Annotated in this window: 7 protein-coding genes; 5 read left to right on the plus strand and 2 right to left on the minus strand. The window is 65.0% G+C overall.

Annotation, left to right across the window (positions count from 1 at the left end; all coding sequences use genetic code 11):
* Window positions 1-6 precede the first annotated feature (6 nt).
* On the minus strand, window positions 7-2,484 hold the full coding sequence (locus tag ABLA28_RS08525; RefSeq protein WP_347713296.1) for a hypothetical protein: 2,478 nt from the start codon (window positions 2,482-2,484) through the stop codon (window positions 7-9).
* A gap of 478 nt (window positions 2,485-2,962) precedes the next feature.
* Here ABLA28_RS08525 and ABLA28_RS08530 point away from each other — a divergent pair, with 478 nt between their 5' ends.
* The 3 genes from ABLA28_RS08530 to trmFO are packed head-to-tail and all read left to right on the plus strand — an operon-like array spanning window position 2,963 to window position 7,015.
* Window positions 2,963-3,211 carry a hypothetical protein gene (locus ABLA28_RS08530; RefSeq protein WP_347713297.1) on the plus strand — a complete coding sequence of 83 codons (249 nt, stop codon included), beginning with the start codon at window positions 2,963-2,965 and terminating at the stop codon, window positions 3,209-3,211.
* A 2-nt stretch (window positions 3,212-3,213) separates the two neighbouring features.
* Window positions 3,214-5,658, plus strand: a complete 2,445-nt coding sequence (gene topA, locus ABLA28_RS08535; protein ID WP_347713298.1) for a type I DNA topoisomerase — start codon at window positions 3,214-3,216, stop codon at window positions 5,656-5,658.
* Window positions 5,651-7,015: a methylenetetrahydrofolate--tRNA-(uracil(54)-C(5))-methyltransferase (FADH(2)-oxidizing) TrmFO gene (gene trmFO / locus ABLA28_RS08540; protein ID WP_347713299.1), complete on the plus strand. Its 1,365-nt coding sequence runs from the start codon at window positions 5,651-5,653 to the stop codon at window positions 7,013-7,015. The genes topA and trmFO overlap by 8 nt, the downstream gene beginning before the upstream one ends.
* Before the next feature lie 22 nt (window positions 7,016-7,037).
* Here trmFO and ABLA28_RS08545 read toward each other — a convergent pair whose 3' ends face one another.
* The gene (locus ABLA28_RS08545; RefSeq protein WP_347713300.1) at window positions 7,038-7,598 is read right to left on the minus strand and encodes a GNAT family N-acetyltransferase; all 561 of its coding nucleotides are present in this window, start codon (window positions 7,596-7,598) and stop codon (window positions 7,038-7,040) included.
* A gap of 226 nt (window positions 7,599-7,824) precedes the next feature.
* Here ABLA28_RS08545 and ABLA28_RS08550 point away from each other — a divergent pair, with 226 nt between their 5' ends.
* Window positions 7,825-8,157, plus strand: a complete 333-nt coding sequence (locus ABLA28_RS08550; protein WP_347713301.1) for a hypothetical protein — start codon at window positions 7,825-7,827, stop codon at window positions 8,155-8,157.
* 308 nt (window positions 8,158-8,465) lie between these two features.
* A partial coding sequence (locus tag ABLA28_RS08555; RefSeq protein WP_347713302.1) for an O-antigen ligase family protein occupies window positions 8,466-9,976 on the plus strand: 1,511 nt, incomplete at its 3' end.

Genomic DNA, 9,976 nt, shown 5'->3' on the forward strand with positions numbered 1-9,976 from the left:
ACTCGACTAGTCGTCGGCAGCGTCAGATGTGTATAAGAGACAGGGGTTGGGGTTGGGCTGCGGCGCGGGGTTCTCCGGGGCCTTGACGTCCTCGAAGACCTCGAGCAGGATCGTGAACTTGTCGTCGTCCAGGTGGACCCTGGCGCTTGCGTTCTCCGAGGCGGCATTGCCCGGGACGATGTCCTTCGAGGAGTTCAGCCAGGAAACCCGGATCTTCGCAAAGTCCTCTCCCGTCGCCTTGTCCTTGGCGCGCAGCTTCTTCCATTCCTTCGCCTCGACGGAGCCGATCAGGGGGATCCAGCCCTTCTTGAGCGTCCTGGCGGCGAGCTGCGCAGGGTCCAGCTGGATGGTCAGCCGGGGACCATCGCCGTTCAGGTAGTAATAGTCTATAGTCTTGGCCTTGAAGATGGGGTCCCTGCCCGCCGCCTCGGCGCGGGTACCGGCGACGTCGCCGTCGTTGGGAACGACCCCGATGCGGCTGTATTTCCCCAGGCTCAGATTCACGTTCTTCGAGAGGTCCCTGGCGCCCTTGCCCAGAGAAAATGTTCTGACCAGTTCCCTTGCTCCTGCCCCTATGTTGATATTGGCGAGGGGCTCGTTTCCCGAGGCCGTCTTCTCCGGAAGACCGCTCAGTCGCAGTTCTCCGTTACGAACCTGTATATTTAACGGGTTCGTCCAGCTGAACCTCCCGCCCTCTCCGCCGAATTCCACCGTTCCGCTCCAGTCCTGGCTGGCGCTGGGGCTGGTCGGATTGATCATAAAAGTGCCCGACATGATTTTGCCGTTTGGCATCTTTTTGAGCATATTGATGGCAATGTCCCTGAAGGACAATACCTGCCCCCGCTCGGCCGCCAGCATGCCGCCGTACTTGACCTCGGTCTTGCCGGCGACCTCCAGGGACTTCGAGGCCAGCAGAGTAGCCCCACCTCCCGTCTCGAAGCCATCCTCTTCCTTGATGGCTCCAATCATCATCTTGCCTCCACCGATGGAGCCGGCGCCCGCAAGTCCCAGGACCCCGTTGGCCACCAGGGTCTCGCCCTCGGCGAAGATTTTGTTGTCGGGGTTGTTCAGGAACAGAGTGGAGTTTCTCCCCGAGTTCAACTGCGAGTCGTTTTCATTTTGAAAGGTGAACCCTTTGGGATGGCGTTTCCCAGGCCGGGAATCGAGCACCAGATGAAACTGGCCCTTCAGCAGCCCGTCCACGTGCGAGTCGTTTCCGTCGAGGGTCACCACGACATGGGGGTAATGGAGTTGTCCGCCCACGGCGTAGGACTTCGCCTCGAACGTGGAGCCGGCCTCGGTGTTCAGCTGGCTGAAGATCTGGCTGCGGTCCACGGCGACGCTGGCGCCCTTCCTGATCCAGAGGGGGTTGTAGAAGTGGTAGAACACGTAATTGCTCTCCGTGTGAAGCGCCTTCTCCCTCAGAAGTCCCCGGCTGAAGGGCTCGGTGTCCGCCAGGGACCCGCTGCCCTGGAAGGATGTCCAGACCCTTCCCAGGGAGCCGCGGAAGTGGTCGCCGGGGACTTTGGCCTCTCCGCCGCGGACGACTAGGCTGCCCTCCTGCACGTCCGTGCCGCCCAAATGATGCGCCCCGTCCAGTGCCCTGGCCTCGAGGCCCTTGTCCCCGGCGGCCGCGAGGTTGGGCGTCCGCACGTCGGAATCTATCGTCAGGGTCCCCTTGCCCGTCTTGACCAGTCGGACAAATCCCTTGCCCGACGGGGAACCATCGAAGTCGTTGTCGAACGCCTCGATCTTCGCCAACTCGTCCCCCATGGCCATGGCCCTGGGCAGCTTGACCTGCCTTTGTCCCAAGCCATGTCGAAGGATCAGCTGCTGCTGGTCGGGGGTGTCGATGATGCCGTACGTGAGGCGGTCGTGCCCCGCGTCCTCGCTTTCGACGAACAGCAGCAGGGGCTGTGCTGCGGCTCCTGCGGAACCCAGGGTCAAGGAGAAGGGGCCGTCGGTTGCGAGGGTGGGGGCATTCGTCGAGTACGGTGCGCTCAGAATGCCGACCCACCTCTGCCCAAGGGCGTCGTTGGCTGCGCTCAGCACGCCGCCGCGGATCAGCGTCCCCCCGCTGTAATGGGTCCTGTACTCCTCCTCCGAGGGGTTGTCCCCGTTCGACCCTCTGACGACAACCTTCCTGCCGGCGTCGGAGCTCACGAGGAGCTGGAAGTTTCCGTTCCCCGTGTCGCCGTTGATCGACTTTTGGGCCCCAGGGGCCACGACCAGGGAACTGCTGTCCGCAGCCGTAAGCTGGAGCACCCGTGCCTTGCCGGACTCGCCCTTGACGGCCCCCTCGAAACGTCCTCCTCCTCGGATGGCGTTGAAGGCGCCGCCGTCGTCCGTGGGCGTCAGGGCAAAATCGGCGCCGTTCGTCGTCCCCGCAGGGACCTCCAGAATGTTTGCCGCGGCCCAGGCGGTCCCGACCGCCAGCGCGCCCGTCAGCGCCAGCAAACCCAACTTCTTCCACTTCCCTCTCAAAACCATGTCCCTCCTTATAAGATTGGAACTCCTTCGCTGTTGAGACATAAAAATTTGTTTCGACAAACAAAACGTGATTCTAACTCGTTACCCTGATGCTTTCAAGCAAAGAAATTTTTTCCGTTTCAACAAACTCTGACAGTTCCGGCGCCGTCATGACATGAATCCGCCGCGACCGCTGCCGCTCCGCATCCGAGGCGTTTTCGTGCGGAAAAGGGGGCGAAGCTGGCCCGTTGGGGCCTAAATATGGTATAAATACCTCTATAGGGAGGCGTCGGGCCGCTGTGCGCAGTCGAGCCGCGCCGCCGGAGGCAGCCGCCTCCCGTGGCATCCCGAAGTCCGCGACGCAAGCGTCGTTTGCAAGGAGAAGACCTTGGACAAAACACTCGAAAAGCTCACCAAGCTCACGGGAAACACCCCCTGCCGCCCACGGGCCGCAGAAAACGGAAAGGTCAGCGTCAGGAGGGTCTTTCATCATATGGAATGCCGCTACCTCTCGCAGGAGGCGCGGTCGATGGCCTCATGCCTCATGGACTCGCAGTCCGTGCCCCCCGAGGTGACAGAACGGGCCATTCAGCAGGCCCTGGTCTTGGGGGTCATGAGCGGGACCGCCATCGACGTATCGACCTTCGAATCGCTCTTCGACGCCGTCGTCCTGGACCCGAAGTTCAGGATCCCCTTCGTCGTCCCCGTCTCCCTGCCCCCCTCGGGCGCCTGGGTCTGCTGACGATGTGCGCCGCAAAACGCTCCGTTCCGCCCGAGGCCGAGGCGGCCGAGCCCGGCCAGAAGAAGGCCCCGGCCAGGCGGGGGACCGGGGCCTCCGGAACGGGAACCAGAAGGGCGGCGGCCAAAGCCTCCATAGAAGCCGAGGCCCCTGCGAAAAAGGCCAAGACCCCGACAAAAAAAGCTGCTGTCTCCGCAAAAAAGACCGAGGCCCCCGCACGAAAAGCCGGGACGTCCGCGAAGACCGGAGAGGGGACCGGAAAAACGAGGGCCGCGGCGCCCGCCAGGCGGACGCGCACGAGGGCGTCCGCGTCCAAGGGGACGTCGGGGGCCTCAGGGGCCTCGGGAAAGACCCTCGTCATCGTGGAGTCCCCGTCCAAGGCCAAGACGCTCATGGGGATCCTGGGCAGCAAGTACGTCGTCCGGTCGAGCGTCGGACACATCCGCGACCTGCCGCGCAGCCGCATGGCCATCGATATCGAGCACGACTTCGCCCCGGAGTACATCCTGGTCAAGGGCAAGGCCGCGATCAAGAACGAGCTCACGGCAATGGCCCGGTCCGCGTCGAACGTCCTTCTGGCCTCCGACCCCGACCGCGAGGGCGAGGCCATCGCGTGGCACCTGGCCGAGCTGCTGGGCCTGGACCTCTCGGAGAAATGCCGCGTCCGCTTCTACGAGATCACGGCGAACGCCGTGCGCAGCGCCGTGCAGAACCCGGACGTCGTGGACCTGAACAAGGTGGACGCCCAGCAGGCGCGGCGCATCCTGGACCGTCTGGTGGGCTACACGCTCAGCCCCCTGCTCTGGAACAAGATCCGCTACGGGCTCTCCGCGGGCCGCGTGCAGTCCGTCGCGCTCGACCTGATCTGCGAGCGGGAGCGGGAGATCGCGCGCTTCGTCCCCGAGGAGTACTGGTCCGTGACGGTCAGGGCATCGGCCTCGGGGGGCCGTTCCTACGAGATGAAGGTGGACCGGTGGGAGGGAAAGTCCCTGTGGAAGAACGGGATGCCGCTCCTGATCAAGGACCGGGCCACGGCCGACGCCATCCTGAGCGAGGTCGAGGGGCATCCCATCCGCGTCTCGGAGTTTCGCCTGCGTGAGGGCAAGCGCAACCCGCCGCCCCCCTTTCGCACCAGCACGCTCCAGCAGGAGGCGGCCCGGCGTCTGAGCATGGCCCCGAAGCGCACCATGCGCGTCGCCCAGGAGCTCTACGAGGGGCTGAACCTGCCCGGACGCGGGCACGTCGGCATGATCACCTACATGCGCACCGACAGCCTGCGCCTCTCGGAGGAGGCGGTCGAGGCGTGCCGCGCCTATATCGCCGGGAACTACGACGCCCCGTACCTGCCCAGGGCCCCCCGCGCCTACGCCGCGCCGGGCCGCAGCCAGGACGCGCACGAGGCCGTGCGCCCCACGGACGTCTCCCTCACCCCCGATTCCCTCGGGGACATCCTGACGCCCGATCAGCTTCGGCTCTACGACATGATCTGGCGCCGCTTCGTCGCCTGTCAGATGGAGAGCGCGGTCGTGGCCAACTCCACGCTCCTGGCGGACGCCGGGCGCGCGGGGATGCGGCAGCTGGGCGAGAGCCTGATCTTCGAGGGCTGGAGCGCCGTCTGGCCGCTCGACCTCAAGGGGAACCGCATGGACAGGGCGGAGGAGGGCGAGCCCCTCGACTTCGTGAGCGCGGAGAAGGAGCAGAAGTTCACCCGCCCGCCCGCGCGCTACTCCGAGGCCACCCTGATCAAGACGCTGGAGGAGGACGGGGTGGGCCGTCCCTCCACCTACGCGACGATCGTCGACACGCTCTTCGGACGCGGCTACGTGGAGAAGAACGAGGAGAAGCGGCTTTTCCCCACGTCGCTCGGCATGACGGTGGACGAGTTTCTCAAGCGGTACTTCGACCGCGAGGACCTCTCCTCCATCGTCGACGCCGGGTTCACTGCGCAGATGGAGAAGGAGCTGGACGAGGTCGAGGAGGCCAAGCGCCGCTGGCTGGATGTGGTGCGCGAGTTCTGGACCGAGTTCTCCAGGACGGTGGAGGAGGCGCGCGGGGCCGACAGGGTGCCCCTGCCGGAGCCCGAGCCGATCGGCGAGGACTGCCCCGAGTGCGGCAGGGCGCTGGTGAAGAAGCGCGGCCGCTTCGGCGAGTTCATCGCCTGCACCGGATACCCGGAGTGCCGCTACACGCGCGCCATTCTGTCCACCATCGGCGTGAAGTGCCCCAAGTGCGGGGAGGAAAACGGCGGGGAGATCGTGAAGCGCCGCAGCAAGAAGGGCAAGACCTTCTACAGCTGCTCCCGCTACCCGGACTGCGATTACATCTCCTGGAACCCGCCCACGGGCGAGAAGTGCCCGGAGTGCGGCGCGGAGCTTTTCAAGCGCGGCAAGACGCGCTTCTGTCAGGCGTGCGGTTATAAGGAACAGGATCAGGCCCCGTCCGATGATTGATCAGGCCCCCGAGCGGTCCGAACAGCTCGCCGGTGTCCACCGCGCGCCCCTCTGCAGCGTCGTCGGGGGAGGGCTGGCGGGCTGCGAGGCCGCCTGGCAGCTGGCGGAGCGGGGCGTCCCGGTCCGCCTGTTCGAGATGCGGCCCCTCGTCATGTCCCCCGCCCACGCGACCGACCGGCTCGCGGAGGTGGTGTGCAGCAACTCCTTCGGCGCGGAGGGGGAGACGGCCGCCGCGGGCATCCTGAAGGCGGAGCTCGCGATCCTCCGATCCCTCGTTCTGGAGTGCGCGCACGCCTCCCGTGTCCCGGCGGGCGGGGCCCTGGCGGTGGACCGGGAGCGTTTCTCCGGCCTCGTCACGGAGCGCATCCTGGGGCATCCCAACATCGCCCTTGTACGGGAGGAGGTGCGCACGATCCCCGCGGGGCCTGCGGTCCTCGCCACCGGGCCCCTGACGGCGGAGCCGCTGGCCGGCGCCCTGCGCGAGGCGCTGGGGCACGAATACGTGGCGTTCTTCGACGCGGTGGCCCCCATCGTGACGCGCGAGTCCGTCGATATGGAGAAGGCCTACGTCGCCGGACGCTACGGGCGCGGGGACGACTACATCAACTGCCCCATGACGCGGGAGGAGTACGCGGCGTTCCTGGAGGCGCTTCTGGCCGCGGAGCGTGCCCTGCCCCACGACTTCGAGAGGGGAATGTACTTCGAGGGCTGCATGCCCGTCGAGGCCATCGCCGACCGCGGGCCCGACACGCTGCGGTTCGGCCCCATGAAGCCCGTGGGTCTCCCCGACCCGCGGACCGGGCGGGAGCCCTGGGCGGTGGTGCAGCTGCGCCGGGACAACGCCCTGGGGACGCTCTACAACCTCGTGGGGTTCCAGACGGGGCTCAAGTGGAGCGAGCAGCGGCGCGTGTTCTCGATGATCCCCGGCCTGGAGCGCGCGGAGTTCGTCCGATTCGGCGTGATGCACCGCAACACGTCGGTCAACGCCCCTGCGGTGCTGGACGCGCACCTGCGCCCCCTGCCCCTGGGGCGCGGCGACCTGTTCCTGGCGGGGCAGATCACGGGTGTGGAGGGCTACATGGAGAGCACGGCGATGGGCTTGGTTGCGGGGGTGAACGCCGCCCGGCTCCTGAAGGGGCTTTCCATGCCGGAGTGGCCCGCGGAGACGGCCGTGGGCTCGCTGCTGCGCTATCTGCGCACGGCCGACCCGAGGCATTTCCAGCCGATGAACACGAATCTGGGGATCTTTCCCTCCCTTACGGAGCGGATTCGAAACAAGCGCGAGCGCGCCGCTGCCTTTTACGCCCGGGCCGTCGCCGCGGCGGAGGCGTTTTGGGAGGGACTGGGGCCGGGATAACGGACCGAAGGGTCGCCGGAGGTCAGTATCTTCTTGATGCGTCCCATCCATGCGGGACGGGGTACGGCGGTTTTCCGGGGTCCCGCTGCGCTCCGGGCCGGGCGAACCTCAGGCGCATTTGATACCAGATCGCCCCGCCGTGCTCCGAGCTCGAGATCCCCTCGTTCTCAAAACCAAATTTCGCGTAGTAGTGCAGCAGGGGCTCCTTGCAGGTCAGGACCAGCCCCTCCCGGCCCTGGCGTTCGGCGTCCGAGACGACCCTCCTCAGGACCCGCTCGGCGCATCCCCGCCTGCGGTACTCGGGGATCGTGTTCACCCCGAAGATCATCTGCCACCTTCCGCCCTCGTCGTGCAGGGAGGCGTCCGCGTACATCCCGTCGCGAAGGTCGGGCTCGTCGCTGACCATCCCGTTCACGAAGCCGACCAGCCGGTCCCCGTCGAACAAGAGCCAGAAGTGATCGGGATAGACCGACAGCCTTTCCCGAAGAGCCTCCTCCGTCGCCGCTTCCCCCTGCGGAAAGCATTTTGCCTCGACGGCTGCGACCGCCTTCAAATCGTCCGGCGTGGCGTTCCTGATCTCCATGAGACGCATCCCCTCCTTGGTCCCCGCCGAAGAAACGCGGGGAAACACCGTCGCTTGGCCTCATTATAACAACCGGCGGACGGAGCCGGTCCGAGTCCCGCGCGGTCCGCCGCAAGGCGTCGCCCATCCCGTTCTGCCGGGCCCCACCCTGAATTTGTTATACGGAGCTGCGCGGGGTTTCATGTGCCGTCTCGTGGTATCTATGCCGGGGAGGGGGACGGACATCGTGGTATTGGAGAACAAATTGGGAATAACGGACTCCTCCGAGCTCGCGAGGGAGGAGGAGAGGCTCAGCAAGAAAAAGGCCGTCGAACTGTTCGAGAGCGGCTGCCTGGACTCGTTGGAGGCGGGAACCTATGCCGCGCTCGCGGAGATTCATCGCCGCCTGTTCGATGAGGTCTACGATTTTGCGGGCAGAATGCGTCGGGTCAACATCGCAAAGGGCAATTCGCTTTGTGCCGTCGATGTATCTCGAGGCTGCGCTGCGGAGCATCGATCACAGCTATCGCTACGAGGGGTACTCCGCCTTCCGGGCGTAGGACCTGCATATAGAAGGTAAGAAGATAGAGCAGAGCCCATTCCATTCACAGAGCCGGTAAAAGGACGAGCGATCGGCACGCTTCGAAGGTCGGCCCCTTCCCCATTCGATGCCTCCCGGTGTTCCGCTCCCCAACCCCAAAGCCGAGGCATGTCCGCGCAAAACCGCGTGGCGCTAGAGGCTGAAATACGATAAAATTCTGAGGACGTTTAAGTCAGGTTGGCCTATGGCGCTTTTGTCCGTTTGTCCTTAACATGAAAAAAGGATCTGCGGGCAGAAGTCTTTTGCTTTTTGTTTTTCGAATCCTTGACCAGGACGGTCGAAAGGTTGTGTTCCGTTTGGTGACACCCCGTTCCAATCCGGTCTCCGGAAGAACTGCCGGCGCTGCGTTGAACGCGCCCGTGCCCCTCGTGCCCCCGGCGCTGCTGATCCCCCTGTGGTTCGCCGCTCTGGCGCTCCCGAACCTGGTCTTCTCCGGCGTGTCCTTTTACGACACCCTGCACATCATGAAGTGGACGGTCACGGGCGCTCCCATCGCCATCGCGCTCCTCGTCGCGGGGGCGCGGCTGGTCCTGTACGGGCGGGACCGGATCCGCTTCGAGGTCGACCTCTTCGGCGCCCTTTGGGCTTTGCTCCTGCTCTACTGCGTCGCGCAGCCCGCATGGGTCCGCATCTCCTCCTTCACGACGCTCGTGCACGAGCTGGTCTGCTTTGCGGCGGTCTGGGCCTTCTACGTCCTCTCGATGGCCTCCTTTCCCAACCGGGCGATACGGCCGCTCCTCTGGCTGGCCAACATCAATGCGGCACTCAACGTCCTGTTTGCCGAGCTCCAGATCCGGAACATCAACGACCTTGCTTTCCTGAGGGACATCCCGGTCCTCGGAGGGCTGTCCGGACTCGGCTCCCTGATCCTGCCGACGCCCTACAACTACATCGGCAATACGGCCCAGCAGAACATGTTCGGGCTGTGGATGGCGATCTGCGTCATGAGCTCGGTCTACCTCTACATCGCCTACGCGTCGACGCCGGACGGAAAACGGCGGCATCCCGCCGTGACCGCCCTCAACCTCCTGCTGATGGCGGTGAACATCTGGGGACTCTGGAACAGCACCAGCCGGTCGGGGATCCTCTCCCTCTTCGTGGGGCTGGCCGTTCTGGGGCTGGTCGTCGTGGTCCACTTCGGCAGGGATTACGCCAGGCGCCTGGGGACGGTGGTCCTGCTCTTCGCCGCGGTCCTCGGGGGGGCGATGCTCATGAACCGGGAGCGCGCCGCCGAGCTGGTGGCCAAGACGGTGGACATGGTGCAGGACGCCGGGACGGTCGGAGGGCGAAGCGGAATCTGGACGACCTCCTGGACGATGTTCAAACAGCATCCCCAGGGCGTCGGGGTGGGGCAGTTCAAGTGGCACTACCTCGAAGCTCAGCGCGAGGCGTTCAAGACCCACGACTACCCCTGGCAGTACACGCACTGGGCCCACAACGAGTTCCTGCAGTGGTTCTGTGAGGCGGGCGTCGCAGGAGGCGCCGTGCTCCTCCTGATGTTCGGGCTGTGGTTCTTCACCTTCTTCGGCAAGGTGTTCAATCGGCGTGTTTGGTTTTCTATCCTGTCCCTGCTTGGGCTATGTATCGTTCTCTTTTTCTCCAGAACCCTCGGTTGGGGAACGCGCTTTCTGATCGTAATCTGCTATACGTGTCTTGAAGCCGCCATACGTATATGTATACGTAAAAAGTTCTTCCGGGGATCTCTCGCGCAAAATACTCCTTGTAACGCCCCCCTCCCCTCGGAGGGTGTCAGCCCTGTCTCTTATACACATCTCCGAGCCCACGAGACGGAGCTACA

The sequence above is a fragment of the uncultured Fretibacterium sp. genome, assembly GCF_963544685.1.
Classification (GTDB): Bacteria; Synergistota; Synergistia; order Synergistales; family Aminobacteriaceae; genus CAJPSE01.